22 protein-coding genes are annotated in these 25,165 nt (G+C 63.7%); 11 read left to right on the top strand and 11 right to left on the bottom strand.

The genetic code is table 11. From position 1 onward, the window contains the following. Positions 1-5: 5 nt before the first annotated feature. Genes DGI_RS13925 through DGI_RS17490 form a run of 3 tightly spaced genes read right to left on the bottom strand, consistent with a single transcriptional unit; the run spans position 6 to position 3,548 of the window. Complete coding sequence (locus DGI_RS13925) at positions 6-827, bottom strand: phosphoadenosine phosphosulfate reductase family protein (protein ID WP_021761796.1); 822 nt, start codon at positions 825-827, stop codon at positions 6-8. Between the two features lie 4 nt (positions 828-831). Next, positions 832-2,124, bottom strand: a complete 1,293-nt coding sequence (locus DGI_RS13920; RefSeq protein WP_034607923.1) for an alkaline phosphatase family protein — start codon at positions 2,122-2,124, stop codon at positions 832-834. A 20-nt stretch (positions 2,125-2,144) separates the two neighbouring features. After that, on the bottom strand, positions 2,145-3,548 hold the full coding sequence (locus DGI_RS17490; protein ID WP_021761794.1) for a sugar transferase: 1,404 nt from the start codon (positions 3,546-3,548) through the stop codon (positions 2,145-2,147). A 200-nt stretch (positions 3,549-3,748) separates the two neighbouring features. On the opposite strand from DGI_RS17490, the gene DGI_RS13910 reads away from it, so the two are divergent. Continuing rightward, on the top strand, positions 3,749-4,114 hold the full coding sequence (locus DGI_RS13910; protein WP_051286639.1) for a diacylglycerol kinase: 366 nt from the start codon (positions 3,749-3,751) through the stop codon (positions 4,112-4,114). 8 nt (positions 4,115-4,122) lie between these two features. Further along, on the top strand, positions 4,123-4,863 hold the full coding sequence (locus tag DGI_RS13905; protein ID WP_021761792.1) for a PP2C family protein-serine/threonine phosphatase: 741 nt from the start codon (positions 4,123-4,125) through the stop codon (positions 4,861-4,863). A gap of 72 nt (positions 4,864-4,935) precedes the next feature. On the opposite strand, the gene DGI_RS13900 is transcribed toward DGI_RS13905, so the two are convergent. After that, the gene (locus tag DGI_RS13900) at positions 4,936-5,877 is read right to left on the bottom strand and encodes a YitT family protein (RefSeq protein ID WP_235619967.1); all 942 of its coding nucleotides are present in this window, start codon (positions 5,875-5,877) and stop codon (positions 4,936-4,938) included. A gap of 257 nt (positions 5,878-6,134) precedes the next feature. On the opposite strand from DGI_RS13900, the gene dksA reads away from it, so the two are divergent. Then, positions 6,135-6,530: an RNA polymerase-binding protein DksA gene (gene dksA, locus DGI_RS13895; RefSeq protein WP_021761790.1), complete on the top strand. Its 396-nt coding sequence runs from the start codon at positions 6,135-6,137 to the stop codon at positions 6,528-6,530. Positions 6,531-6,729: 199 nt separating this feature from the next. On the opposite strand, the gene DGI_RS13890 is transcribed toward dksA, so the two are convergent. The 4 genes from DGI_RS13890 to DGI_RS17480 form a co-directional block, all read right to left on the bottom strand. Further along, entirely contained in the window at positions 6,730-8,490 is a 1,761-nt protein-coding gene (locus DGI_RS13890) for a GspE/PulE family protein (RefSeq protein ID WP_021761789.1), read from the bottom strand. A gap of 160 nt (positions 8,491-8,650) precedes the next feature. Next, positions 8,651-9,037 (bottom strand): methyl-accepting chemotaxis protein, encoded by a 387-nt coding sequence (locus DGI_RS19470; RefSeq protein ID WP_051349749.1) that lies wholly within the window; start codon positions 9,035-9,037, stop codon positions 8,651-8,653. Continuing rightward, the gene (locus DGI_RS19635; RefSeq protein ID WP_456152276.1) at positions 8,947-9,924 is read right to left on the bottom strand and encodes a methyl-accepting chemotaxis protein; all 978 of its coding nucleotides are present in this window, start codon (positions 9,922-9,924) and stop codon (positions 8,947-8,949) included. The genes DGI_RS19470 and DGI_RS19635 overlap by 91 nt, the downstream gene beginning before the upstream one ends. Positions 9,925-10,722: 798 nt before the next feature. Beyond that, entirely contained in the window at positions 10,723-11,718 is a 996-nt protein-coding gene (locus DGI_RS17480; RefSeq protein ID WP_027193266.1) for an ABC transporter substrate-binding protein, read from the bottom strand. A gap of 351 nt (positions 11,719-12,069) precedes the next feature. Between DGI_RS17480 and DGI_RS13875 the strand changes: the two genes are divergently transcribed. The 4 genes from DGI_RS13875 (at position 12,070) to DGI_RS13860 (ending at position 17,597) form a co-directional block, all read left to right on the top strand. Next, positions 12,070-13,260, top strand: a complete 1,191-nt coding sequence (locus DGI_RS13875) for a PP2C family protein-serine/threonine phosphatase (RefSeq protein WP_235619966.1) — start codon at positions 12,070-12,072, stop codon at positions 13,258-13,260. A gap of 32 nt (positions 13,261-13,292) precedes the next feature. Beyond that, positions 13,293-14,018: an ATP-binding protein gene (locus DGI_RS13870; RefSeq protein WP_027193265.1), complete on the top strand. Its 726-nt coding sequence runs from the start codon at positions 13,293-13,295 to the stop codon at positions 14,016-14,018. Between the two features lie 135 nt (positions 14,019-14,153). Next, positions 14,154-15,506 carry an Hpt domain-containing protein gene (locus DGI_RS17475; RefSeq protein WP_021761785.1) on the top strand — a complete coding sequence of 451 codons (1,353 nt, stop codon included), beginning with the start codon at positions 14,154-14,156 and terminating at the stop codon, positions 15,504-15,506. A gap of 48 nt (positions 15,507-15,554) precedes the next feature. Beyond that, positions 15,555-17,597: a chemotaxis protein CheA gene (locus DGI_RS13860; protein WP_021761784.1), complete on the top strand. Its 2,043-nt coding sequence runs from the start codon at positions 15,555-15,557 to the stop codon at positions 17,595-17,597. Positions 17,598-17,723: 126 nt separating this feature from the next. Here the strand turns inward: DGI_RS13860 and DGI_RS13855 are convergent, their stop codons facing one another. From DGI_RS13855 to DGI_RS13845, 3 genes are all read right to left on the bottom strand, one after another. Further along, the gene (locus DGI_RS13855; protein ID WP_051286636.1) at positions 17,724-19,046 is read right to left on the bottom strand and encodes a PP2C family protein-serine/threonine phosphatase; all 1,323 of its coding nucleotides are present in this window, start codon (positions 19,044-19,046) and stop codon (positions 17,724-17,726) included. Positions 19,047-19,142: 96 nt separating this feature from the next. Continuing rightward, positions 19,143-21,653, bottom strand: coding sequence for a TIGR03960 family B12-binding radical SAM protein (locus tag DGI_RS13850; protein WP_021761782.1), 2,511 nt, complete (start codon positions 21,651-21,653; stop codon positions 19,143-19,145). 111 nt (positions 21,654-21,764) lie between these two features. Continuing rightward, positions 21,765-22,118: a hypothetical protein gene (locus DGI_RS13845; protein WP_021761781.1), complete on the bottom strand. Its 354-nt coding sequence runs from the start codon at positions 22,116-22,118 to the stop codon at positions 21,765-21,767. A gap of 198 nt (positions 22,119-22,316) precedes the next feature. Between DGI_RS13845 and rpmH the strand changes: the two genes are divergently transcribed. The 4 genes from rpmH to yidC all read left to right on the top strand — a co-directional run bounded on the left by rpmH (position 22,317) and on the right by yidC (position 25,161). After that, positions 22,317-22,457: a 50S ribosomal protein L34 gene (rpmH, locus tag DGI_RS13840; protein WP_021761780.1), complete on the top strand. Its 141-nt coding sequence runs from the start codon at positions 22,317-22,319 to the stop codon at positions 22,455-22,457. 8 nt (positions 22,458-22,465) lie between these two features. Beyond that, positions 22,466-22,960, top strand: coding sequence for a ribonuclease P protein component (gene rnpA / locus DGI_RS18065; protein ID WP_021761779.1), 495 nt, complete (start codon positions 22,466-22,468; stop codon positions 22,958-22,960). A gap of 34 nt (positions 22,961-22,994) precedes the next feature. Continuing rightward, positions 22,995-23,357, top strand: a complete 363-nt coding sequence (gene yidD / locus DGI_RS19460) for a membrane protein insertion efficiency factor YidD (protein WP_081696925.1) — start codon at positions 22,995-22,997, stop codon at positions 23,355-23,357. Between the two features lie 163 nt (positions 23,358-23,520). Continuing rightward, the gene (gene yidC / locus DGI_RS13825) at positions 23,521-25,161 is read left to right on the top strand and encodes a membrane protein insertase YidC (protein WP_021761777.1); all 1,641 of its coding nucleotides are present in this window, start codon (positions 23,521-23,523) and stop codon (positions 25,159-25,161) included. The last annotated feature ends 4 nt before the right edge of the window (positions 25,162-25,165 follow it).

The raw sequence follows: 25,165 nt of genomic DNA, 5'->3' as shown, positions 1-25,165 counted from the left end.
CCGCCCTACATGTACCCCAGGCTCCGCAACTGTTCCATGACTGCTTCCTTGTCCTGACCGCGGCCATCACGTTCCGAGGTGTGCTCCAGATCCTGTTCCCAGGCCGGGATGGCGGCCAGGGGACGCGTGGTGGAGCGTGCCCCAAGAGACCGGTAGCCCAGCCGGTACAGTTCGCAGAAGGGCAGCCGCTCGCCGTGGATGGTGTTCCAGATGTCGCGTTCCGTGAAATGCAGAATCGGATGCACGCGGGTGTGCGGCGGGGTCTCGCGACTGCTGGTGTAGTCTTCGTCCAGGCGGTGTTCCTGTTCATCCCAGCGGATGCCGACAAGGAAATGCGAGATGAACTGCTGCTTCAGATAGTGCAGCAGCGGGACTGTCTTTGTCAGATGGCTGCCGGCAAAGGACTCGGGCTCGAAAAAGAAGACGGGGTCCGTATGTCCGACGCTGAGTAGCTGTTGCTGGTTCTCCTGGGATAGCGAGGCGACTTCGATGCCTTCCCCAATGCGCGGCTGCCGCGATAGAAGGTCCTCGTTTCGGATAATGGCGACATCAATTCCCCAGGCTGCTGCAATGGTGTTGACGAACTGATCAATCTCGGGGAATGCGTCGCCGTCGTCAATGTACACGCATTGGGGCATGGGCAGGTTTGCTTCCTGACATGCCATTCGCGTGAGCCAGAGCATGGTGGTGGAGTCCTTGCCGCCAGTCCAGCCCAGGGCCACACGGGATGATGCGTTGGCGATGGCTTCAAGGATATGTTGCCTGGAAAGATTGCATTTTTCCTGTACGGAAAGTGCCCAGTGCTGGGCACGTGTTGTGGCGTCCATTGCATCACCGTTCCTGAGTGAAGAATGAGGTAAGGAGTGCGCTGCAGTCCAGTATCGTCCGCGGGGGGGCGAACGGCTGCGCACTGGCGACAATCCAGAAGGCGTCGTCATGGGTATGCATGCCGGTCAGTGTCCCGCGTTTGAAAATTTCATTGGAAATGGCTCCCTTGGGATCGAACCCCCGGTGCGGCACAAGCACGAGATCCGGCGCAAGGTGCGCGCAGGGGCCGGAATAAATGTCCTCGCGTCGTTTGACGTCCTGGAAAACGGGCTGGTGCTCGAAGGTCAGGGCGCGGAAAACGGCTTCAATCTCCGCGCGCAGGGCCGGGACATCGGCCGGCAACACCGTGCCGCGGGCAAAGCGATCTGTGCGATTGAGGTAAATCCTGCCGGGATCAAGCGCAAAAGCCCTGGTCTGTGCAGGGTCAAGATGCGAGATCATCCGTGGGTTGTCGTTCAGGAACCGCAGGTATCCGGATTCCTGGAGCACGGTATTGCAGTACACCTCCTGTTGCAGGGAGGTGAAACCGTGATCGGACAGGAACATCATCATGTGCTCATCGTTGCCGGATCGTGCGATGAACGATGTGCAGAGCTCTTGCAGCACGTTGTCCACGGCCGTATAATAGTCGAGGAATGATTGTCTTGCGTCGCTGCCTTCGTCGGCCCAATGGTCGAAGTGGAAATGATGCAATCTGTCCGTGCCGGTAATGACCAGGAAGAACAGGTCCCATTCCTCTTCCTTCAGCAAGGTTGTGGCAATGGTGCGGCGACTGGCAAGGGTGGCATGGAGTTCCGGATACAGTTTGGCAGGGTCGGCGCGGATTGCGGCCAGGTCCACATCAATGCGGTAATTCATGGCCTGCAGCCGTGGCAGCAGTGCGGGCGGGAACACCGCCCGCGCCAGGTCCGGCGCCACGAATCCGGAGATCAGCACGCCGGGAAATGCGCGCGCCGGGTACGTGGCCGGGAGGTTGATGACGATGGATCGCCTGCCCGTCTGGCCAAGCTTGTCAAATAACGTCGGGCACTTGACATCGAGAAACGTCGGGAAGGCCAGGGCGTGGTCGCGGGTGATATCCGTGAAGCCGAAGATGCCGTGATGGCACGGCGCTTCGCCGGTGGCAAAACTCGTCCAGGAGACCGAAGAGATGGGCGGAAGGGTGACTTCCATGGCCCCGAAGGCATTGGCCGATGCAATGCCATGCAAAAACGGCATGACGCCTTGTTGCATCATGGAGGCAAGCAGGCCATGCGGGACTCCATCAAGGCCAATCACCAGTGCTTTTTTTCCCATGGTGTGGTCCACTCAGCAGGTTATACGCCGCGAAACAGAAACGCGACGGTTTCCAGAAGAATCGTCAGGTCCAGAAAGAACGAGCAATTGCGGATGTAATAGAAATCGTACTCAAGGTTGTCATGGATGGCTTGGTGCCGATCGACGCTGATTTGCCACAGCCCGGTGATGCCGGGCTTCACGCGCAGCCGCAGCCGTTGCTCGTTCGTGTATGAGGCAGTGATGAACGGCATTTCCGGCCGCGGTCCCACAAGGCTCATTTCGCCTTTAAGCACATTGATCAACTGCGGCAATTCATCCAGGCTGGACTTTCGCAGCAGGCGACCAATCCGTGTAATGCGCGCATCACTGCTGCAGGCGGGGGTGCAGGCGTATGGATCCGCGCCGCAATGCATGGTGCGGAACTTGAACATGCGGAACGGGACACCGAGGAGCCCTGTACGCTCATGGGCGAAGAATGGATTGCGGCGGTCCTGCAGATAGATGGCCAGGGCAATGAGTACCAGCAACGGCGACAGGACAAGCAGTATCATGGCGCTGCATGCAACATCGAAACATCGCTTCGTCAGTGTGTAGAGAGCAAGGCATTTCGGATGAAAGCGGACAATGGGAATATCGCCGAGCACCGTGGCGTGGATTTCATAAATTGAATACCCATGGAGGTTGGGCACAAAACTCATCTCCAGGCCAAGCGTCTTGCATTGCTCGGCAATGCGGTACAACTTGTCTTCGCGGATGTCGGAGATGGTGACGATGAGTTCCTCTGCCCGGTGCTGCACGGCAATTTCTTCAAGATCCTGTATGGTGCCAAGCACCGCACAGGACGTTTTTTGCATCAGGCCGGAGGAATGAAAGACGTCTCCAAGCTTCTTGGGGTCGTCATCAAGAAACGCAACCGGCACAAGGCTGTGTCTGGAAGAACCGATGACGGAAAACAGCGTTTTTCCGAGCTTGCCGGCGCCGTACATGATGATGCGCTTGCCGGATCTGATCTTCAGGAAGAGGAGACGATGGTGCAGGGCGATGTGTCCGTAGAAAATCGTCACGGAAGAAATGACAAATGCCCCGGCAAAGAACAGCAACGTGGCTTTTGTTAAAAATGGATACAGTACAAGAAGGACTGTGGCAAATCCGAAACACAAGCCCTTGAGGGTGCGTTTGGAGTGTTCAATGTCTAAAAAACTTTTCTCGTCGTTGTATACGCCGGCAACTGCAAGGGAAAGAATCCACAATACCGTAACCAGCGATGCAAGGACTGGTTCTGCGAATGCCGGATGTGCGGGAAACGGTTCGCAGATGATTGTGCAAAGGACTCGGAACACGAAGATGGCAAAAAAAACTGCCAGGGCATCGAAAACGATCAAGGCTCCGGTGAAAAGGTGCGAGCCCTGATATGCAGAAGTCCGTTGCGGTGAATCGGTCATGAGTGCGTCCCGCCATGCCTGTTGTGGAAGTACAGCCAATCTCATTTGAACACATACGGAAAAATGAGGCAGTTGGCTAGCATTGCCTCCATGTGGGCAGGCCGGGCGCGCAACCTTGCACAGGCCATGGTGGTGGGGGCGGGCCGCGGTTGACCAGCCGCCGCTGTCCCGGTATTGGCAGCGGGATCGAGGTGTCCGCCATGCCCCGCAAATTCGCCAGAAGCTTTTCCTATGCCTGGGCCGGCCTGTGCTGCGTGGCCCGCACGCAGCGCAATTTCTGGATCCATGGCGCCATTGGGCTGGGCACCCTTTCCCTGGCTGTGTGCCTGGGGCTGCCGCGGCAGGAACTGGCCATCATCCTGGCCATGTGCACCCTGGTGCTGGCCATGGAAATTGCCAACACGGCGGTGGAATTTCTGGTGGATGTGTTGTGCCCGCAGCATGATCCGCGGTATGGACGCGTGAAGGACATCATGGCTGCCGCCGTGCTGACAAGCGCCCTCGGCTCCGTGGCCGTGGGAGTGGTCCTTATGGCGCAGCCGATCTGGCTGCTATTGCAACCCTGAGGCGCACCATGCATGCCTGCGGTGTGAGTAGAGCCGGGCCTCGCCATACGAGCAATCAGGACGCCTGGAGCATTACCGAGCCCCTGGCGTGCGGCATGTCCCTGTGCATCGTGAGCGATGGCGTGGGCGGCCGTGCTGCCGGCGAGGTGGCCTCCCGGTTTGTGGCCAAGGCCCTGCCTGCCTTGCTGCGTCGGGAGTTGACCAACACGCCCCAGACCGGGCCGCATGCCTGTGCCGACATTGTCGCGCGCTGTGTGCGCCGGGCCTCGCGCCATCTGCGGCAGCATGCCCAGCGTCTGCCGGCGCTGACGGGCATGAGCGCCACCCTGGCCATGCTCCTGCTGCGCGACGACGAAGCCCTGGTGGCCCACCTGGGCGACAGCCGCGTCTACCAGCTGCGAGACATGACCATCACCCCCCTGACCGAGGACCATTCCTTCACCGCCAACCTTGTGTCCATGGGCGATCTGCGCTCGTCCCAGGCCTTCCGGCATCCGGCCCGGCATCAGCTCATGCGCTGCCTGGGCATGCAACGGGACCCGCAGCCGGACGTGACCATGGTCCATTGCCTGCCTGGGGACCGCTTCCTGCTCTGCACGGACGGCGTATCCAAACCCCTGGGGGACGACACCCTGCGGCTGCTCCTGACCCGTGACGGCATGCCCGAAACCCTGGCCCACGGTCTGCTGGCTGAGGTGGATCGTCGCAAGGGCAAGGACGACGCCACCGCCGTGTTGGTATTCGTGTAGGGCCTGGAAACTGCCGTGTATTGCCTCGGAACATCAACCCTGCACGGCTGCAGTGTTGATGTGGGAGCGCACTCAGTAGGTCTTGCGCTTCAGGAAGCCTTCGCCCAGCACCGTGGAGGTGGACAGGGTGATCATGAACGCCCGGGGATCCTGGGTGTAGACCAGTTCCTCCAGCCGCTTGATCTGGATGTTGTTGACCACGGCCAGCACCACTTTTTTGGGGCTGTGGGTGAACCCGCCCTCGCCCGTGAGCAGGGTGCAGCCGCGATGCAGCCGTGTGGTGATGCTTTCGGCGATGCATTCATATTTGTCGGAGATGATGAGCGCCATTTTGCGCTGATTGAACACCCCCAGAAAGTATTCAAGGGTGGCCGAGCAGACGAAGATCATGGCCAGGGAATACAGCACGGCGTGCAGCGGCAGGACGACAAGACCGGCACCCAGGATGAAGCCGTTCACCAGAAAGTTGAAGCGCCCCACGGGGAAGCCGTATTTCTGGAAGACGAGGATGGCGATGATGTCTGTCCCCCCCAGGGACCCCATGGAGTGCAGGGCAATGCCCAGGCCGGCGCCCATGAGCGCCCCGCCAGCCAGCACGGCCAGCACTGGGTCGGCCACATGCATCGCCGGGCGCACCAGCTCCAGGCACAGGGTCAGCATTCCGGCTCCAGCCAGACTGTACCAGAAAAATCGCCGGCTCACCCCGATCCAGCCCAGCACGTACAGCGGCACGTTGAGCAGGGCGTACCACACAGCCGGATCCGGCACGCCAAGCACGTAATACAGCAGCATGCTCAGGCCGGAAATCCCCCCCGCCAGCATGGTGTGCGGCAGGGCAAAGCCGTTGAATCCCGCGGCATACAGCACCGCGCCCAGGGCCAGCAGCAGGAGGTTCTTCAGCACAAACATGGCGTACTGCCGGTCGCCGGGTGCCGGGTCCATGCAGTCGGGATCCGTGCATCCATTGCTGGTGTGCTCGGGAGCGTCGGAAGAGGAGGGGGGCGTGATGGTCATGATGGATGGCTGCCGATGTGAGGCGGGATCTTGGGTTGGCATTGCCTGCGTTGCCTAGCATTAAATTTGCGCGAAGGCCACATTACCGTTTTGACATTTTTTAATTTGTGATACAGCTGCGCCCAGCATCGCAGACGCAACGGGCGAGTGTGCAAATGCAGGGAGCCGTGGCGCAGCATGCAATGCGACGGCAAGTGATTCCGTTTTCGCGGAACTGCTGTTTTCATATGATAAACGGAATGGGCGAGCGAGGGATCATGGATCACGAGCAGATGGAGTTCTTCAAGACGCTGTTGAAGGGCATGGCCAACGAGATATTGCAACGCGGCGACGACACGGTGGCCTCCATGCAGGGCGGCGACATGGACATGCCCGACCCGGCGGATCGGGCCTCCGCAGAATCGGAACGCGAGTTTTTGTTGAGCCTCAGACAACGCGAGCACACCATGCTGCGCAAAATCCGCGAAGCCCTGCAGCGCATCGAGGACGGCGAATACGGCGAATGCGAGGAATGCGGCGAGGCCATCGGCGTTGCCCGGCTCAAGGCCCGGCCAGTCACCACCTTGTGCATCCACTGCAAGCAGCGCCAGGAACAGCTGGAAGCCGTGCCCGGCACCGGCAGCGGCCCGCAGCCGCAGCAGTATGAGTTTTAGAGCCTTTTATGTTTGAAAAAGGACGTTGCGAGAGGGGAAACCTTTTTGCAAAAGGTTCTCCCCTCTCGCGCTCTCCCCTTCCAACACTTTGATCGTATTTTGCAGTCCTAACAAAAAAGTCTTTGGAAAGGGGGTGCGGGGGAAAAACCTTTCTCCAGAAAGGTTTTCCCCCGACAGCTCTTTTCAAGGGTAACGTGCTCTAGTGCTCGAAGGCCACGCTCATGTATTCCTCGATGGTCGTCAGCCCTCGCAGCACCTTGATGGCGGCATTCTGCTTGAGGGTATGCAGCTTGCCGGCCTCCACGGCGGTGTTGCGGATGGTGGCGGAGCTGGCGCGTTTGAGAATCAGGTCCTGCATGGCCTGATCGATCTCCAGGATTTCGTACACGCCGATGCGTCCTTTGAAGCCCGTGCGGCCGCAACGCGGGCAGCCCACGGCGCGGCGGATGCGGATCTGCTCCGAGGTCTTCACCTGCATGGCTTTCAGGATGTTCGGCGTGGCCAGAAACTCTTCGCAGCAGTCCGTGCACACGCGCCGCACCAGCCGTTGCGCCACGGACACCAGCAGGGTGGAGGCCACCAGGAACGGTTCAATGCCCATTTCGGTGAGCCGGGTGATGGTCTCGGCAGCGTTGTTGGTGTGCAGGGTGGAAAGCACCTTGTGGCCGGTCAGGGCTGCGCGCACGGCGATATCCGCCGTTTCCAGGTCCCGGATTTCCCCCACCATGATCACGTCCGGATCCTGACGCAGCACGGAGCGCAGGCCCGAGGCGAACGTCATGCCCGCCTTTCTGTTCAGCTGGATTTGCGCAATGGAATCCATGCGGTATTCCACGGGATCTTCCAGGGTGACGATGTTCACGTCCGTGGTGTTCAGCCGCTTGAGCAGGGCATAGAGCAGGGTGGTTTTGCCGCTGCCCGTGGGGCCGGTGGCCAGGAGCATGCCGTAGGGGCGTTTGAGTCCCACTTCGATGATTTTCTGCTCGCGCGGATCAAGGCCCAGCTGCTCCAGGTCCATGGCGTCGCCGGACTGGTCCAACAGCCGCAGCACCACCTTTTCGCCCCAGATGGTGGGCATGGTGGAGGTGCGCACGCTGATTTCGCGCTCCCGGGTGCGGTAGGTGAAGCGGCCGTCCTGCGGGATGCGGGAGACGGAAATATCCATGTTTGAAAGGAGCTTGATGCGCGAGATGAAGGGCAGGTAAAACTGCCGGGGCGGGGCCGGGGCTTCCTCCAGCTTGCCATCCACCCGGAAGCGCACCAGGATGGACTCCTGCCGGGGCTGGATGTGGATGTCCGAGGCGCGCCGCTCCAGCGCCGCCACCAGTGTGGAGTTCACCAGCTTGATGATGGGCGCGTCCTCGGCCATGTATTGCAGCGAGGAGATGGTGAAGGTGGAGTCCTCCGCGCCCTGCGGCCGCTCCACGTCGTAATCCACATCGGCAATGCCTTCCAGCATCCGGCCGTAAATTTTGTAGAAGTAGGAGACGTACTCCTGTTCCGTGCAGATCACCGGCTCCACATACAGCCGGGTGAGCTTGCCGATGATGTCGATGGCGTTGAGGTCCGTGGGGTCCATCATGGCCAGCATCAGCATGTCGCCGGTGTGCTTGATGGGCACCAGCAGATGCTTGTGCGACACAGCCTCGGGCACCACCTGCGACAGCGAGACATCGGGCGGATACAGTTCGGGGTCGAACAGCTCCACCCGCAACTGCTTGGCCAGCAGCCGCACGATGCTGCGCTCATCCACCAGATTGCGTTGGATGAGGTACTGCCCCAGCTTCATGCCGTAGCTTTTGTGCGCGGCCAGGGCCTTGTGCAGATCTTCGGTGGAAAGCAGGCCTTCCTCCACCAGCATTTCACCCAGGCGTTTGCGGTCTCCCGTGGCCGGGGCAGTGTGCGAGGGGTCCAGCCGGAACCGGGGCGGGGCGATGTCGGCAGACGCAGGCCGGGACAAAGGCTCCTTGCCGGGTGCGCCTGCCGGGCGACGTGCAGGTGGATCAGTATGCATGTCAAAAGGGTATAAGACTTTGCGCGTTCGGTCAACGCGTGGCAGCCCCTGCCTTGGCTGCTTCCGGCGTGGACTTTGCGCAGATTTTCAATGGGTGCAACAATGCTTACACGGCCCGGGCCGTGTTGGACCCGCGCATTTCGGTAATCAGCCGGTGCAGCTCCAGGCTTTGCCCTGCCAGTTCGCCCGTGGCGTGGGAGGATTGGCGCATGGCGGAATCCATTTCCTGGGCAATGGTATGGATGGCCTCCACCGCGGCGTTGATGCTCTCCGAAGAGGCGGACTGCTGTTGCGAGGCGGCGGCGATGGACGCCACCTGCTGGGCGGTTTCCTCCGCCAGGGAGACGATGCGCCGCAGCGCCTCGCCGCTGCGCTGCACATAGCCGGCCGCCTGCTCAAAGCTCATGGTGGTGCCGCGGGTGTTCTCCATGTTTTTGCGGGCGCTGGCCTGCACGGAGGAGACGGAGCGGGCCACGTCCTTGGTGGCGGCCATGGTTTTTTCCGCCAGCTTGCGCACCTCGTCCGCCACCACGGCANCCGGGCCGCCTCAATGGCGGCGTTCAGGGCCAGCAGGTTGGTCTGGTCGGCAATATCGGCAATCACGGTCATGATCTGATCGATTCCCTGGGCCTGGCGCTGCATGTCTTCCATGTCTGCCCGCAGGGATTCAGCCTGGCTGCTCACCCGGCCAATCAGGGCGATGACGTCGTTGATGACGGCTTCGCCTGCCGCCGCCTGCTCGCGCGTGGAATCGGCGATTTGCGCGGCCACGCCGGCGTTTCTGGCCACCTCGGTCACGGTGGCGGACATCTGCTCCATGGCTGCTGCGGCCTGGTCTGTCCGCTGGCGTTGCTGTTCCGCGCCGGAGGTGGTCTGGTCGATCTGCGAGGACAGTTCGGTGGAAGCCTGCGAGACGAAATCCGCAATCCGCTGGGCCTTGTGGGCGGCGTCGGCCAGCATGTGCATCTGCGCCATCACCTTGTGCTCGTTCTGCCGGATGGGGGTCAGATCGTGCCACAGGCTGAAGGCGCCGATGAGGTTGCCATCCAGATCCCGGACCGGGGAGGTGGACAGGCTGATCACGCTGCGCCGGCCCGAGGGCGCGTGGTGCTCGATCTCTTCCTTGCGGGCCTGGCCGGTTTCGATGACGCGGGTGATCACCTGGGCGGCCCCCTCCCGGCAGCCGGGTTCGCGGCAGAACAGGGCGCCGGCCTCCTGGCCCAGGGCCTGCTGCAGGCCGCCGCGCAGCTCCAGCATGTCCAGCATTTCCTGGTTCACAAATGTGGTCCGACCGGCGGTGTCCGCCACCAGACAAGGAAAGTCGATGCCTTCCAGCACGCCCTGGGCAAAGCCCAGGCGCACCTTGAGTTCGCGGACCATGGCTTCGATGGCGGTCTTGAGGATGCGCATCTCTCCCTTGAACCGGCCGGCAGCAGTGGCGTTCAGGGAACCGCAGGCCACTTCCTCGGCAAAGGCGCTCAATGAGGCCAGGGGGGAGAGCACCACCCGGCGCACAAACTCCATGCTCCCGGCCACCACCACAATGACCATGGCCAGAATGCCCAGCCCCACGGCGGTGGACCCAGCCACCACGGCATCCATGCGGTGCAGACTGGCGGCGGACTGGTCGGCAATGAAGGTGTCCAAATTCTGCATCAGGGCTGCAAAGGTCTGTTCACTCTGTTCGTTGATCAGCGCATAGGCGTTTTTGGTTTTGAAATCGAAATGGAGCGTTCTGGCCTCGGCATATTCGCCGACGATCTGGCTGCACAACGCGCGCACAGTGTCGGGCGCATCATGCCCGTTCAGAAAGGCGTGCATGGCCTGCTGCTGGGCATCCATCAGCGCGCCCACGTCCTTCATGACTTCCGGCTTGCTGGAGCCGAGGTAGCGGAACATGGAGAGCCGCATGGAGAGCAGCGTGTGCTGGAAGGCGGCCAGTTCGTTCTGCCGGGCCATGGTTTGGCTGCCCTGGGCATGGATGCGGGCGCTGTTGGCATAGGAAAACCAGCCTTGCACAGCGGCCAGGATGGCGAACAGAACAAAAACGGCAAGCATGCTGCCGCGGATGAAGCCGATACCCGAGGTGCGGAGGCGAGTGGCCATGGCGTGCTCCTGACGGAGAGGAGATCCCCCGGCCGGGTGCCGGTCGAGCCGGCCGGGGGAACCTGCGAAAGGTTATCGGGAAAGGGCGTCCACGGCCACATCGGCGGCCAGCAGATCCTCGGGGGCGAATTCCTTGGTCAGCATGCCGTTTTCCTTGAGGAAGGCGTGCAGATCCACCAGATACTGGCGCAGGCCGTCCTTGTTGCGGGCGAGCTGCTCGGCGCGGCTGTGGATGCGCACGGAATCCAGCATGGCTTTCAGGTCCGCCTCGCTGTACGGCGCTTCACCCTCAAAGGTCTTCTCGTTGAGAATGGTCATGTACTCCGCCCAGTTGGCCGAATCCTTGGACCACTCCACCGCCTGGGCCCAGCCCTGGATGACCTTGATGAGATCCTCGCGGGGAATTTCAGCCAGCACGTCGGCCCGGGCCACCAGACCTTCGGGAATCACCCCTTCCCAGCTGGCGCTGGTGGCGATGACTTCGCCCCCGCCGTCGCGCTCGGCGCGCAGGGCCTGGGGATCGTAATTGACGATGGCCTGGAACCGGCCGGAAATGAAGTTGTCCGCCAGGGCCTCGGGCTCCAGTTCCACCAGCTGCGCATCCTTGAGCGGCACATTGATGGAGGCCAGATACTTGTTGAGGAAATACGTCACCGAGGGCTGATTGAGGTAAATGCCCACGGTGGAGCCCTTGAGCTGCTCGGGCGTGACGCCCTTCTTGACGATGATCTTGTCGCCGCCGAAGGACCAGTCGGTCTCGGCCACGATCTTCAGGGGCGCGCCCGCCATGTACATGCCCACCCAGGAGCCCATCATGTCGCAGGCGATGTCGATGCGCTTGTGCTCCAGCGCGCCATTGAGTTCCTGGTTGGATCCGAAGTTCACCACCTCCACCTCCAGCCCCAGGGTTTTCCAGAACCCTTTGACGTCGGCCACATTAAGGGGAGAGTACGCGATCCAATGGATCATCCCGATTTTGTAAGGCCTGGCCTGGGCAGTGGTGGCGCCAGCCAGAAGCAGGCACGCTGCCATGACAAGGCCGACGACTCGTAAAAACCTGCAATACATGGATAACTCCTTAAGATTGGAAGAGCGCTCGGGCGGTGCGGAAGAGGAATCTGTGCAGAATATCAGCCTGCGATAACTATGTTCTCCTGAAATTGTCACAATTGAGCGACGGTCTTATGGCATAATGGTTTTTCATTCAATATAGGGATAATCCCCTAATCGCGCGCCATGCCAGTCAAGGGCATGCTCCAGGCGGGAAATTGCGCATCCTCCATGCGTTGCGGGAAAAACCAGTTGCCAGCCCATGCCGGCCATGGCACTCATGGAACACACGTCGCCTGTCGCCGTCCGCCTTCCACCGGGGGCGGAGGTTGTGCGGCAGTCAGGAATTCAGGCGAGCTGGACACGCACATGCACACCATGACGTCGCGCCCCCAGGCGGATGCTTCGCCGCCCGACCAGACTCCCCGCCCTCCCGAGGGCTTGTCCCGGGAGCCCCTCGTCCTTGTGGTGGATGACGAACCCCTGAACGTGCTGGTGCTGCAGGGGCTGCTCAAGGCGGAAGGCTTTCTGGTGATCGCCGCCAACAACGGCGAGACTGCCCGGGAACTGGCCGTTGCGCGGCAGCCGGACGTCATCCTGCTCGACATCATGATGCCCGAGGAATCCGGATTTCAGACGTGCGGGCTGCTCAAGCTGCATCCCGCCACCCTGGATATTCCCATCATCTTCGTCTCCGCCCTGACGGACGTGGAAAACAAGGTCAAGGGGTTGGAGCTGGGGGCGGTGGACTACATCGGCAAGCCTTTCGAAAAGGCCGAGGTTCTGGCCCGGGTGCGGCTGCATGTGAAGCTGGCCCGGGCGCGCAAGGCCCTGGTGGCGGAACAGGCGGCCAAGCTCCAGGAGCTTGCCGACGCCCAGCGGGCCATGCTGGTGCGGCCTGAGGACGTGCCCCAGGCCCGTTTTGCTGTCTGCTACCTCCCGGCGCTGGAGGCAGGCGGCGATTTTTACGACGTGCTGCCCGTCAAGGAAGGCACGTGCTGTTATTTTGTGGCCGACATCTGCGGGCACGATCTGGGCTCGTCCTTTGTCACGTCCTCCCTCAAGGCCTTGCTGCACCAGAATTCAGGCCCGTTGTTCAGCCCGGAAGAGACCCTCAAGACCATGAACTCCGTGCTCGCCACGGTGCTGTTCGGCGGCCGGTTCCTCACGGCCCAGAGCCTGCATGTGGATCGCCTGCGCAACCGGGCCGTGCTGGTGAACGCCGGGCATCCTGCGCCGGTGCATCTGCCGCGGGGCGGAGCGCCGGTCTTGCTGGAGGCGCAGGGGGACATCCTGGGCGTGTTCGCCTCGGTGTTTCTGGAGCCGCTGCAGTGTGCTGTTGCGCCAGGGGATCGCTTTCTGCTGTACACCGATGGCCTGCTGGAGCGATTCCGGCCGCCGCGGCGCACCCTGGCTGCGGGGCAGGCGGCGCTGCTGGAGAGTCTGGCCCGGCATGCGGCCGCTCCCCTGGAAGAATGCGCCTGGGCCGTGGCCCGGGACCTCGGCGTACCGCAGCATGCTGCCGAGGACGACACCGTGCTGCTGCTGGTGGAGGTGTAGGCCGCATGGGGGGGCAGCAGCCATCATGCAATGTGGCGGCCCGCGTGGAAGGCGCGCGGCTGCAGTTGCGCATGCCGGCGGCGGTGGCCTGCATCGAGGACGCCTGCCGCCTGGCCCGGGAGCATCTGGCCCGCCACGATGCCGCCCAGGAGGGCTTCACCCTTATCCTTGGCATCCGGGAAGCCTTGCTCAACGCCATGCTGCACGGGTCCGGGAACGATCCGGCCAAGGTCGTTTCCCTGATGCTGGAAGTGGAGTCGGACCGGGTGAGTATTGAAGTGGAGGATCAGGGCCCCGGCTTTGACTGGCAGGCCCGCTCCCTGGAGCCGCCGGCCCCGGAGGCCGTCTCCGGCCGGGGGTTGCCCATCGTCCACAGCTGTTTTGACGATATTGCGTTCAACGCCAAGGGCAATCGCATCCGATTGTCCAAACGTCTCAGGAGAAATGCGGCCATGAGCGAAATCACCCGCCAGGGAGAAACCGTTCAACTGACGCCGCGGGGCGATATTGTCGCCGCCGTGGTGCAGGAACTCAGGCAGGAGCTGAAAACGCTGGTGGACGAGGGCGCCCGCCATCTGGTGCTGGATTGCGCCGGGGTGGACATGGTGGATTCCGTGGGCATTGGCCTGCTCATCGCCACACACAATTCCCTCAAGGCCCGGGGCGGCGGTCTGGCCCTGATTCGCGTCGGCGATGATATCGCGAGCCTGTTCAAGGCGATGCGTCTGGACAAGCATTTCGAACTGCTACGGGGCTAGTGAACGTATCAACATGATGTAACAAGGGCGCTGCAGGGGGAAGAATCGCTCAATGGGAAGCGTTTTCCTTGGCATAACGCCTTGTTTTATACATAAGCACCAGGCGAGTTGCGGACAAGCGAAGGGAGGGGAAGCGTGGACGATTCCATTCTGGCCATGTTCGTGGAGGACGCGCGGGAGCATCTTGCAGACATTGAACAGGATCTGCTGGATATCGAAGAGGCCGGCGCCGGGTTTGATCCCGAGCTGGTGAACAAGGTCTTCCGCACGGCGCATTCCATCAAGGGCAGTGCGGCCTTTCTGGGCCTGTCGGCCATGCGCGATCTGTCCCACGGCATCGAAAACGTGCTGGATCAGGTGCGCGGCCATGATCTGATGCCGTCGCATCAGGTCATCAATGTCGTGCTGGCCGCCTTCGACGCCCTGAATCTCATGCTCGAGGATGTGGAGCATTGTGACGACGTGGATGTGGCGCCCCACCTGGAGACCCTCACCCGGCTGGTGCAGGGGAGCCTGCCGCCGGAACAGCGCGCCGCCGTGGTCACCATGTGCACCTTGCGGCTGCCGGACGGGCGCGAGGGCTTCACCATGTCCGAGCACGCGCTGGCCCAGGCCCGCAAGGGCGGCAACTACGTGTATCTGGTGGAATACGATCTCATTCATCATGTGCACAAGCGGAACAAGTCGCCCTTGGAGCTGTTGCGCTTTCTGGAAAAAAGCGGCCAGATTCTCGATTGCCGGGTGGATTTCCAGGCCGTGGGCACCCTGGAGGATGCGCCCTCCAACCGCATTCCGTTCTATCTGCTGTACGCCTCCATCCTGGAGCAGGATCTGGTGAAGGTCATCTTCCAGCTGCCCCAGGAACTCATTTATCTTGTGGACAAGGACACCAACCAGCCGTGCAGCACCGCGATGCCGCCGGCCGCATCGGCCGTGCGCCTGGCCGGCCCTTCGCCTGTGGTGCCCGAGGAGGTGGACGCCATGACGGCGGCCTTTGACCGCGCCGTGCAACAGCAGGCGGCCCAGCAGGCTGGCCGGGAAAGCAGCCAGGAAATTGGCCAGGAGATTGGCCAGGAGATTGGCCAGGGGATTGGCCAGGGGATTGGCCAGGGGATTGGCCGGGCAGTGTCGCCCCCCCCATCCACGGCCGACATGCCCGACGGCGTGGCGCTGGACCTCGCCCCCGCCGTCTGTCGGCTGCGCATTGCCGGTCGGGCCACGGCGGAGCGGGCGGCGGACCTTAAGCGGGCACTGCTCGCCGCCCTGGAGCAGCGTCCCGCCCTGGAGCTGGATTGCGCCGCCGTGGAGGAAGTGGACATCACCTTCCTGCAGCTTCTGTGGGCCACATGGCTGTCTGCCAAGGCTCGCCAGGTGGCGGTTTCCTGCACGGCCATGTCGCCGGTATTGTCGGGAGCGCTGCGCATGGCCGGATTTCACCGAGTGGCTTTTGACAGCTACGGCTTGCGCGGCTTCCCTGGCGCGATGTAAGGGTGGCGGTCGGGCCGTTGAGCCCTCTTGCGAAAAAGGAGCCATGCCATGCAGCACCCGCCCCCGGATGAGGCCTTTCGGGAAGAGATGGCCGAGCAGCTGGAGGTCGCGGAAAGCGCGCTGCTGGCCCTGGAACAGTGCGGCCTGCACGCGGGGCCGCGCTGCGTGGAACACGTGCAGGGGCTGTTCCGGGCCTTCCACACCATCAAGGGCCTCGCCGGCATGGTGGGCTGCACGGACGTGGCTGCCCTGACGCATGTGCTGGAGTCCATTCTGGAACCCGTGCGCCGAGACACCGCGCGCATGCTTCCGGATCTCCTGGAGCTGGTGCTTGCCGCGCGGGATCTCCTTGCCGCGGCTGTCCAGGCAGAGTCCTGCCATGTCCTTGCTGACGAGCTGCAGGGGATGACCCGGATCCTGGAGCAACGACTGCTTCCTGTGGCCCGGTCTGCAGCACCTGCGCCGGCACCCCCATTGCCCGAGGCCGCCGAATCGCCCCGATACCGTTGGCACGTGCGCTTCGCGCCCAACGCGCCGGACCTCTTCGGCCGGGTGGACGTGCTGGAACTGTTGCAGAGCCTGGAGGAGGCCGGAGCCCGGGGCCTCACGCCGCAGCCGCGCGGCATGGATTGCCTGGAACTGGTGGAACCGGCCACGCCCCTGCTGGCCTGGGAGTGCGAGTTTGACGGCCCGCTGGACGAAAACGGCGTGCGCGACCTGTTCATTTTTGTGGAAGACGCCGCCACCGTGACCGTGCGTCCCCTGGCGGCATCCGCCGAACCACCCGCGTCTCCCGTTGCGCCGGTTTTGCCGGTTTCGCCGGTTTCGCCGCCGGTGGCGACAGAAAAGAAGGAAAACGAGGAACGGGAGGCGACGTCCTCAACGCATTCCTTGCGTCGTGCCGCCCAGACTTCTGCCGCGGAGCCTCGCACGGCGAACCAGACCGACACCCGCGTGGATGCCCGGAAGCTGGAACATATGGTAGGGCTGGTGGGCGAGCTGGTCATTGCCCAGTCACGCTTGCTGGCCATCAGCACCCGGCTGGGCGATGCCCCCCTGCAGCGGGTGGTGGAGGAGCTGGAATACCTCTCCGCCTCCCTGCGCGATCAGGCCATGGGCATGCGCATGGCGTCCCTGGGCACGGTCTTTGGCCGCCTCCGCCGCACGGTGCGCGACCTGTGCCATGAGCTGGGCAAGGATGCCGCCTTTATTGCCCGAGGTGGCGAGACCGAGCTGGACAAGACCGTGCTGGAGCAACTGGCTACCCCCCTGCTGCATCTGCTGCGCAACGCCCTGGAGCATGGTCTGGAGACGCCGGCCGAGCGGCGCGCCGCGGGCAAGCCGCCCCGGGGCGCCATCACCCTCGACGCCACCCAGGCTGCCGGCACCGTGATCGTCACCCTTGCCGATGACGGCCGCGGCCTGGACCACGATGCCATTGCCGCCAGGGCGCAGGCGCTGGGGCTGGTGCGGGACGGGCAGGCGCTCTCCGACGACGAGCTGTTCGACCTGCTGTGTCAGCCCGGCTTCTCTCCTGCTCCTCCCCATGCCGAGGATGCAGACACAAGCCGGGGCCTGGAGCTGATGCGCCGCACCCTCGCCGCCCTGCGCGGTCAGGCGACGCTGACCAGCACGCCGGGGAGCGGCGTCACGGTGCAAATCCGCCTGCCCCTGACCATGGCCATCATCGAGGGCCTGCAGGTCCGGGTGGGGCAGGAACGGTTCATCATTCCATTGGCCATGGTGGAGGAGTGTGTGGAGCTGCACCGGCAGGGGCGGGGACGCGATCGGCTCCTGGCCCTGCGCGAGGCCCTCGTTCCCTGCGTCTTTCTGCGGGAGCTGTTTTCCGTGGCAGGAGAGACGCCAGCCATTGAGCATGTGGTCGTCACCCAGGCCGCCGGGCAGCGCACAGGGCTGGTGGTGGATGAAGTGCTCGGGCAGCAGCAGGCCGTGGTCAAGCCCCTGGGTGCGCTGTTTCGGCACCGGGCGGAGTTTGCCGGCGCGGCCGTGCAGGGCGATGGCGACCTGGCCCTCATCCTGGACGTGCCGCACGTGGTGCAGGCCGGGCGGGAGCAGCCGACAGGACGGTAAGGCAAGGTATTTTTGAAAGGAGTTCTCGGGGGAAAACCTTTCTGAAGAAAGGTTCTTCCCCCGAACCCCCTTTNAACCTTTTGCAAAAAGGTTTCCCCTCTCGCAACGCCCTTTTTCAAAATCCCCTCAGGACGCGGGCGTAGCCTCCCGCCAGAGTTCCAGCAGCGTCAGGTCGTCGGACTGGCTGGCCGTGCCGCGCCAGGCGTCCAGCCGGGCCACCAGGGTGTCGCCCACGGGGGGACGTTGTCCGTCCTGCGATTCGGCGTTCACGGCCTCGGCCAGGGCCGCCGCCATGATGGTCTCTTCGAACCGCTCTCCCTGTTCATTGAAGGCCTCGGTGAGGCCATCCGTGTACAGCAGCAGGCCGTCGCCGGGGGCCAGCTCCATGGAGACGGAAGGATAGCGCACGCCCGTGCTCACGCCCAGGGGCATGTCCGCCGCACGGGGAAAGGGCTTCCAGGCTTCGCCACAGCGCCACAGGGGGGCCGGATGCCCGGCCATGGCCGCCTGCACCTGGCCCGTGGCCGGCCAGAACCGGCAGACCAGACAGGTGACGAAGTATCCCTCGCGGGCAAGCAGGGTGTGCAGCGGCTCGTTCACCCGCTCCAGCAACTCGCCGGGGTGGGGGGTCAGATACGCCTGGGTGCGCAGCTGGGTCCACACCGCGGCCATGATGAGGGAGGCCGGGAGACCTTTTCCTGAAACATCAGCGACATAGAGAATGATGCTGTCATCTGGCAGCTCGATGCAGTCGTACAAATCCCCGCCCACGAAGCGCGCTGGACGCGAGAACGCCCACAACCGCGCGCCATGGCTCAGGGCCGGCAGGGCCGGCCAGAACAGGGATTGCAGCTTGGCCGCGGTCTGCAGTTGGGTCTCCAGTACCCGCTGGGCCAGACGCTCCTCCAGCAGCCGGGCGCGGATGATGGAGACCGCCGCCAGACAGGCAAAACATTCCAGCACCTTGGCGTCTTCCCCGTCAAAGTGGGGCTTGTGCAGGGCGTTGAGCACCTGGATGACGCCCAGCAGCTCATCCTGATAGATGATCGGCGCGCAGATGACGTCGCGGGTGATGAACCCGGTGGCCATGTCCGCCCGGTTGCAGAAGCGGGGGTCTTCCCGCACGTCCTCAATGAGCAGGGCCTTGCGGTGCTGGGCCACCCAGCCGGCGATGCCCTCGCCCGGCTTCAGGCGAATGGAGGACTTGAGGATATCTTCCGTGGTGGCGGGCGAGCCTTCGCCGGTGCGGGCGTACCAGAAGCTGAGTTCCTGGGTGGCGGGATCGTGCAGGAGAATGGACGAGGCCTGCGCCACGGTCACTTCCTCGGCCAGTTCCATGAGCCGGGGCATGAGCCGATCCATGGACTCGATGGCCGCCAGGGACTGGCTGGCCTTGAGCAAGGCTTCCATGCGCTCGAAATACAGGGATGCGGCAAGTGACGAATCCATGGCGGCACGCTCCTGCGTCCAGAAGGATGGATGGCGTTGCGTGAAAATAGGCGAGGGCGTGGCAAAAGGCAATCACCGCTGCGCGGGAAGCCGAAATCATCCCGCGCCGTGGCGCACCTTGAGCAGCCGGAAGCTGCCCGGCGCCGCATCCCTGAGAATATGCCGCACCAGGGCCAGGGGATTCACGTACCCGGCCGTCCAGTCCAGCCGCAATTCGGCCTGGCCCGGGGCAATCATCTCCGCTGTGGCCAGCATGGGCCGCACCTCCAGGGTGCGGTCGCCCTTCTTGCCGCTCACGGTAAGGAGACTGGAGGGCAGGGCCAGGAACTCGGCCAGCAGCGCGGGCAGGCGGTCCCGCAGGGGGTGCTCCTCGGGAAGCTCCAGGCGGTACAGATCCGTCATGGAATCCAGGACCTGCTTCTGGGGGCCGATGTCTTCCACGGCGGTCAGGGCGATGCCGGCAGGGAAGCGGCCGCCCAGCCGGCGCAGCGCTTCCGCGGGCTCGATGGCCTCGCGCAGCCAGAGGTCCAGGCATTCCTGCAGGCTCTCCACCCCCACGGGCAGGGCGCGGCCAAAGGAGACGCGGGGCAGGGGATGGAACCCTTGCGAAAAGGACAGGGGCAGCCGGGCGCGGCGGAAAGCCCGCTCAAACACCTGCGCCAGCTCGCGTTGGGACAGATACGCCGCCGGGCCCAGTGTCTCGTACCACAGCCGCAGTTGCACGGCCTTGTCGCCCAGGCTGGCCTTGGCCGGCGCGGCCTGCTCCGTCTCGTCCTGCAGGATCGTTGCCGGCGCGGCCTGATCCCGTGTGGCTTGGTTGAGGTGGTGGGCCGGTTCGTGTTCGCAGGCGCCGCACCGGGTGCAGCGGCCGTAGCGGCAGTCTTCCGTCAGGCTGCCGGCCAGGGCGCGGCGACGCTCGGCCAGGAGAAATTCCTTGCGCACGCCGGGATGCAGATGGTCCCAGGGCAGGGGTGCGGCAGGATCGCGGGCGTCGAGGTACGTGTCGGCCTCAATGCCGCACTGCGCAAAGACCTGCCGCCAGATGGAGATGTCCAGGCGGTCTGTCCAGCTGTCGAAGCGCACGCCCATGTCGCAGGCCAGTTCCACGGCCTGGGCCAGCCGGCGGTCGGCACGGGAGAACACGCCCTCCAGCCAGCTCATTTCCGACATGTGGAACTTGAGGGCCAGCCGGCGGTGGGGCTTGAACAGCGACTTCAGATAGCCGATGCGTTCCCGGGTCTCGCCCAGGCTGAGCTGGCGGTCCCACTGGAACGGTGTGTGCGGCTTGGGCACGAAGGTGGACACCGCCGCCGTGACCTGCAGCCGGCCCGGCCGGTCCTTGACCTCCCGGCCCACGGCCTCCACCTTGCGGCACAGGTCCAGAATGGCATCCATGTCCGCCCGGGTTTCCGTGGGCAGGCCGAGCATGAAATAGAGCTTCACCTGATCCCAGCCCAGGCGGAACAGCTCGCGCACGTGCTCCAGCAATGCCTCTTCGGTGACGCCCTTGTTGATGACGTCGCGCAGGCGCTGGCTGCCGGCTTCGGGGGCAATGGTCACGCCCGTGCGGCGCAGCCCGGCGATCTTGGCCATGACCGTGGGCGAGATGGATCCCACCCGCAAGGAGGGCAGGGAGATGGCCACCTGCTCGGCCCGGCAGCACGGCAGGCTGCGGTCGAACAGCTGCTCCAGGGCGGAAAAATCCCCCGTGGACAGGGAAAGAAAGGAAATCTCTTCGTAGCCCGAGTCCTGAATACCCTGTTCCACAATGGTTTCCAGGGTGTCCAGACTGCGTTCGCGCACCGGGCGGTAGACCATGCCGGCATGGCAGAACCGGCAGCCCCGGGTGCAGCCGCGGGCAATCTCAATGGTGTAGCGGTCGTGCACCGCACCGAAGGCCTGGGGCGAGCGCAGGGGATAGTCCACGGCATTGAGATCCGGCACGAAGACGCGCTCCACGCGCGCCTGGGGCACGGAAGGCACATACAGGCCCGGCACGGCGGCCAGCGCCTGCAGCAGCTCGCGGCGCGTCCGGCCGGCATCCCGAAAATCCGCCACCATCTCCAGTACATCCGGCAGAATGAATTCGCCATCGCCCAGAACCATGACATCAAGAAAGGGCGTCAGAAATTCCGCATTGCAGGTGATGCCGCCGCCGCCCAGGATCAGCGGCCAGCCTCCGAATTCCGCCTGACTCCCGGCGGGTGCGTCCGGGGCGCGCTGTTCGCTGCGGCGGGGAATGCCGGCCAGATCCAGCATCCACAGGGCGGTGGTGGCGCACAGCTCGTGGGTGAGGTGGAAGCCCACCACGTCGCACTGCGCCAGGGGCGTGCCCGTCTCCAAGGTGGAGAGGCGCGCGCCGTGGCTGGCCATGATGGCGGCGGCCTCGTCGTCCGGGGCATAGACGCGCTCGGCGAACAGACCGGGCCGGCTGTTCACGGTGTGCAGCAGGATGGCCTGGCCGGTGTACGACATGCCGACCTCGTACAGATCCGGAAACGCCAGGGCGATGCGGGCCCGGCAGGGGTCCGGCGGGGTGCGCAGGCTGCCGTCCTCGCTGCCGAGGTAGCGGGTGGGCCTGGGAAGCAGCGGGAGGAGTGTGCGCATGGTGGTAATGACGAAAACGCCCCCGGTGGGCAGTCGGCCTGATGTCTCGAATCAGACCCGCCGGCCGGAGGCGTTCTCGGAAGGGAAAAGGATGATGCGGAAGGAAGACAGCTACTTCTTGATGAGCCCGGAAATGCCGCCCATTTTGCCGCCCGCGCCGCCTGCCAGATTGGACAGGTTGCGCAGGGTGCCGGGGGTGGCCAGGGTGAGGTTGCTGGTGGCTTCCAGATATTTGTTCTTCAGTTCTTCCGGGCAGTTCTTGTACTGATACAGGACGTGCTCGGCCTTGATTTCGCCGCCGAATTCCTGCTCAAAAGGGTAGCCGAAGGGCAGCATCATCATCTGCACGCCGGCTTCTGTGGGGATGGTTTGCAAGATGGCGGGATCTTTGTAGAGGTCATCCTGAAATTTGGCGAGGATGATGTCGCCGGTGATGATCTTGGCGAGCCGGATGTCATAAGCCATGTGATGCGCTCCTTGGGCGTAACTGATTCGACACTGGTACGTAGGGGCTAGAGCGGCAGCTGTCAAGAGAGGGGCTGCGCTGGCGGGTGCCGGAGGGGCTGCGGCCGCGTTGCGTGCCGGGCGCGAAACAGACTTGACTGGCCAGACGTTCAAGGCTATTCTCATCCGTTCCATATTTTCATCGCAGGAGAAGACATCATGGCTCAGAAAATGACCTACCAGCCGCACACGACTCGGCGCAAGCGCACCCACGGTTTCCTGGTGCGGTCCCGGACCAAGAACGGCCAGGCGGTGCTGCGTCGTCGTCGGGCGAAGGGCCGCAAGCGGCTGGCTGCCTAGTTCGGCCGTTGGCACAGCCCCAGGTCCATTCCCGGACCCATCCCAAATGCCACAGGCTGCGGCATCGGCCGGAGTACCAGCAGTGTTACGACACGGGCCGTCGCTACGGCTCGCGGAGTTTCCTGGTGTTCGTGCGGTCGCGCGTCGTGGCGGAGTTGTTGCCGGGCTGCGGGCAGGCTGACGTCCTGGCGCAGCCGCAGCATCGTTTGGGCATGGCGGTGAGTCGCAAGATCGGCAAGTCCGTGGTGCGCAATCGGTGCAAGCGGGTGCTGCGGGAGTGGTTCCGGCTGCACCGGCATGTGCTTGCGTGGCCCGACACGGGATCGCCCGTGCCGACGCTGGCCGGGCTGGATCTGGTGGCCGTGCCGCGGCGCGGGGTGGACGTGCTGGCCCTGGATTTGGAAACCGTTGCTCGCGAGCTGACGCCTCTGGCACGGCGGGCCTGGAAAGACTGCCTGCATCAGGCTGCCTCCGTCCGCCCGTCCTGTGGTGGCGACGGCTGATCCGCCGCTGCATCGTCTTCTTGCGTCGTGCTGCATGAAAAAATCCGCCACGCCCCGCATTGGCCCTGTTGCAGGGCTTGTGATTTGGTGCATCAAAGGGTATCAGACAGTTCTCTCGCCGTGCTTGCCCCGCGCGTGCCGGTTTTGGCCGTCGTGTTCGGAGTATACCATCGGTGCAGTGCGCGCGTACGGCCTGGCGGCAGGAATGTTGTTGGGCATGTGGCGCATTCTGAGATGCAATCCCTGGAATGCCGGCGGGGTGGACCCCGTCCCGGAACGGTTGCCTGCGTGGTTTGCCAGGGCAGGCCTGGCTGGCCGACTGGAGCGGGCGGACGGCGCATGCCGGCCGCAGGGCTCCGGCGCGAACCTGCAGACGGCCGACAGACGGCGGGGCTGACGCACCGTGCGCAGACCCTCGCAGCAGGATCGCATCATGCGCCCGCCGCGCCTGCTCGGCGCGTGGCAGTGGGTGCGGGATGCGGCAACTCAACCGATTCGCAGCGCATGCGCTCGGCCTTGCGTGCCGGCCGTGCGGCGCTGCAGAGCAAGGCTCAGTGCACATGCAGAATTCTCCTGATCAAAAGCGCCTCATCGTTGCCGTGGTCCTGTCCCTGGGGGTACTCCTGGGGTGGGGGTACTTCTTTCCCGCGCCCAAGGCGCCGCCGCCAGTGGTGAACGCCACGGCCAGCAACACTACGCAAGCGCAGTCTTCCCCGGCCGAGCAGTTTGCCGCGCCCGTCACGCCTGAACCGGTAAAAACCGTGACTGGCACTCCCGTGGTGGTGCAGAGCCCGCTGTACAAGGCGGTCTTCAACTCCGCCGGCGGCTGGTGCTCCACGTTCCAGCTGCATCGCTATCAGGTGTCCATCGCCGATGGTGCGCCGGATGTGGATCTGGTGGCGCAGGGCGCCTCGGCCGCGCATCCCATGGGTGTGCTGCTCTCCAAGTACCCCACCTGGGACGTCTTTTCCTGGGGGCCGGCCCTGGGTGCGGACGGCCAGCCTGTTTCCGAGCTGAACCTGGCTGACGGCAAAAACGCGACCCTGTCCTTCGTGGGCGAGGCCGCGGGCATTCGCCTGAAGCGTACCCTGACCTTTGATCCTTCCACCTATTATATTGCCGAATCGCTGACCATCCACAACGTCAGCGAAGACGCCAAACAGGTGGGCGACGTCCGCTTCACCATGGCCGTGCTGCCCTTCACTGCCGACGGCGACAGCTACAACGTCACCCGCGTGGCCGCCTACGACGACGAAGGCTTCAAGGAAGATCAGGACAAGGACGATCTGCGCGAGAAAGGCTTCCAGCGCGACCTGGGCGTGCGCTGGGGCGGCATCATCAGCAACTACTTCATGGCCGTGGTCGCACCCGTGGACCCGAGCGCGCCTGGGCAGTTCCTGGCCAAAATCGAGGACGGCATCTTCCGCACCACCCTGTCCAAGCCGGCGGATCAGCTGGCCCCGGGCGCGGAAACCACCCTGCAGATGGGCTACTACCTCGGACCCAAGGATCCCGTCTACCTCAATGAGTTGCCGGGCAATTTGGCCGCCGCCATTGATTACGGCTTTTTCAGCGTCATTGCCAAGCCGCTCTTGGTGGCGCTCAACTACTTCTATTCGCTGGTGGGGAACTATGGCGTGGCCATCATCCTCCTCACCGTCTGCGTGAAGATTCTGTTCTGGCCGCTTTCCGCAAAGAGCTACAAGTCCATGGAGCAGATGAAAAAGCTGCAGCCCATGATGGCCAAGATTCGCGAAAAGCACGGCGACGACCGCCAGAAGATGAACGAAGAGATGATGAGTCTCTACAAGACGTACAAGGTGAACCCTGCGGGCGGTTGTCTGCCCATGCTGTTGCAGATTCCGGTGTTCATCGGCCTGTACCAGGCCTTGCTGGGCGCCATCCAGCTGCGGCATGCGCCGTTCATTTCCCACGTGCCATTCACGGATCTGGTGTGGCTGGCGGACCTCTCGGCCAAGGATCCCTATTATGTGACGCCCCTCGTCATGGGCGCCACCATGTTCCTGCAGCAGAAGTTGAGCCCCCCGCCCGGAGATCCCACCCAGGCCAAGATCATGATGCTCATGCCCGTGATCTTCACCTTCATGTTCCTCAATTTCCCTGCGGGACTGGTGGTGTACTGGCTGGTGAACAACGTGCTCTCCATCGCGCAGCAGAAGTGGATGCTCCGGAACGCCTGATGGC

It is taken from the genome of Megalodesulfovibrio gigas DSM 1382 = ATCC 19364, from assembly GCF_000468495.1.
In the GTDB taxonomy this organism is placed as follows: domain Bacteria; phylum Desulfobacterota; class Desulfovibrionia; order Desulfovibrionales; family Desulfovibrionaceae; genus Megalodesulfovibrio; species Megalodesulfovibrio gigas.
This window is presented reverse-complemented; position numbering and strand designations above follow the sequence as displayed.

What these genes read in the sequence shown, in the direction of transcription:
- DGI_RS13905 (WP_021761792.1), top strand. Translation starts at nt 4,123, where the DNA reads ATGCATGCCTGCGGTGTGAGTAGAGCCGGGCCTCGCCATACGAGCAAT.
- DGI_RS13925 (WP_021761796.1), bottom strand. Translation starts at nt 827, where the DNA reads ATGGACGCCACAACACGTGCCCAGCACTGGGCACTTTCCGTACAGGAA.
- dksA (WP_021761790.1), top strand. Translation starts at nt 6,135, where the DNA reads ATGGATCACGAGCAGATGGAGTTCTTCAAGACGCTGTTGAAGGGCATG.
- DGI_RS13900 (WP_235619967.1), bottom strand. Translation starts at nt 5,877, where the DNA reads ATGACCATCACGCCCCCCTCCTCTTCCGACGCTCCCGAGCACACCAGC.
- DGI_RS19470 (WP_051349749.1), bottom strand. Translation starts at nt 9,037, where the DNA reads ATGGCCGCCACCAAGGACGTGGCCCGCTCCGTCTCCTCCGTGCAGGCC.
- DGI_RS13845 (WP_021761781.1), bottom strand. Translation starts at nt 22,118, where the DNA reads ATGGCTTATGACATCCGGCTCGCCAAGATCATCACCGGCGACATCATC.
- DGI_RS13920 (WP_034607923.1), bottom strand. Translation starts at nt 2,124, where the DNA reads ATGGGAAAAAAAGCACTGGTGATTGGCCTTGATGGAGTCCCGCATGGC.
- DGI_RS13860 (WP_021761784.1), top strand. Translation starts at nt 15,555, where the DNA reads ATGCAGCACCCGCCCCCGGATGAGGCCTTTCGGGAAGAGATGGCCGAG.
- DGI_RS13855 (WP_051286636.1), bottom strand. Translation starts at nt 19,046, where the DNA reads ATGGATTCGTCACTTGCCGCATCCCTGTATTTCGAGCGCATGGAAGCC.
- DGI_RS13875 (WP_235619966.1), top strand. Translation starts at nt 12,070, where the DNA reads ATGCACACCATGACGTCGCGCCCCCAGGCGGATGCTTCGCCGCCCGAC.
- yidC (WP_021761777.1), top strand. Translation starts at nt 23,521, where the DNA reads ATGCAGAATTCTCCTGATCAAAAGCGCCTCATCGTTGCCGTGGTCCTG.
- rpmH (WP_021761780.1), top strand. Translation starts at nt 22,317, where the DNA reads ATGGCTCAGAAAATGACCTACCAGCCGCACACGACTCGGCGCAAGCGC.
- DGI_RS17480 (WP_027193266.1), bottom strand. Translation starts at nt 11,718, where the DNA reads ATGTATTGCAGGTTTTTACGAGTCGTCGGCCTTGTCATGGCAGCGTGC.
- yidD (WP_081696925.1), top strand. Translation starts at nt 22,995, where the DNA reads ATGAAAAAATCCGCCACGCCCCGCATTGGCCCTGTTGCAGGGCTTGTG.
- DGI_RS13850 (WP_021761782.1), bottom strand. Translation starts at nt 21,653, where the DNA reads ATGCGCACACTCCTCCCGCTGCTTCCCAGGCCCACCCGCTACCTCGGC.
- DGI_RS17490 (WP_021761794.1), bottom strand. Translation starts at nt 3,548, where the DNA reads ATGACCGATTCACCGCAACGGACTTCTGCATATCAGGGCTCGCACCTT.
- DGI_RS13910 (WP_051286639.1), top strand. Translation starts at nt 3,749, where the DNA reads ATGCCCCGCAAATTCGCCAGAAGCTTTTCCTATGCCTGGGCCGGCCTG.